This is a genomic window from Bradyrhizobium sp. P2_E8 (assembly GCF_056403875.1).
Genome location: NZ_JBFUES010001648.1, coordinates 1 through 945, shown reverse-complemented (window position 1 = coordinate 945; position 945 = coordinate 1). Strand labels below are relative to the sequence as shown.

The 945-nt window shown below is 56.3% G+C and carries 1 protein-coding gene; it reads right to left on the bottom strand.

The genetic code is table 11. From position 1 onward, the window contains the following. Positions 1-316: 316 nt before the first annotated feature. Positions 317-514 carry a hypothetical protein gene (locus AC1D00_RS42970; protein ID WP_477014903.1) on the bottom strand — a complete coding sequence of 66 codons (198 nt, stop codon included), beginning with the start codon at positions 512-514 and terminating at the stop codon, positions 317-319. Between the last annotated feature and the right edge of the window lie 431 nt (positions 515-945).

Genomic DNA, 945 nt, shown 5'->3' with positions numbered 1-945 from the left:
ATGCTGCATTCTCTCCTTTAACTCTGCGACTGGCACGTTTTTACCTTTCTTGGTGCGGGGCTGGCGCGGCAGCTCCCCGCTCGACGGCCTGGACCACCAGACAGGGCGGGGCGCTTGCCGAGGTTGCTGTCAATCCTCCCGCCAACTGAGGCGGTCTTACCCAGGCAGCGGGGGTCAGCCGGGGGCCGGCCAGGAACCAGAGACGGCGGTCATCCATTGTTGTTCCAAGCACCTGCGACGCAGCATAGATCTCGAATTACGAAATACTCCTGAAACAATGGGGCGCCACAATCACCGGTATTTTTGAAGAGCTTTGCTACCACTCTGTTTCATTGCGATCGGTCTCTTTGAGGCAACCATGGATTTGAAAATGGATAGGATTGCAGTCGGCGCGCGTTTCAAGCTTAGCGAAATCGGAAGAATTCGTTGCCCTGACCTTGCTGACAAGGTTGGCGTCGTTGTCGCCATAGGCCATCGTACGACCGGCATCACCGTTCTGTTCGATGGTGCCCAACGACCAACCGTTTTGCATAGGGATTACATCAAGACCAACCTCTGATTAACGGATCGCTCCGTTTTCCGGCCCTCGGGCCACCCTAATGAGGTACCCCAAAAGGATCGTCGGGATAGCCGGCGCGTCTTGATTTGCTCCGTGTCCAGTCGCAAACTCCTCGCGCAGCTTGGCACCCGGTTCCTCCATTTCCCTGCTTCAGTAGGTTTGTAATCTCCACCAGGTCACCTCGGACGGGGGCGCGACTCATGGAAATATTTCGTGCTGAGAAGATCTGCGTTGTCGAGGACAACTCAATCAGAACCTGCCGCATCTGCGGCAAGAAAATGAAGCTTGTAAGAGCGGTGGTGGACTCTGAAAGCGGAGGCATTACGCGCATGTTCGAATGCCCTTGCGGCAAGCGCGTCTGGGACGACTGATGCGTACCTCCGCGT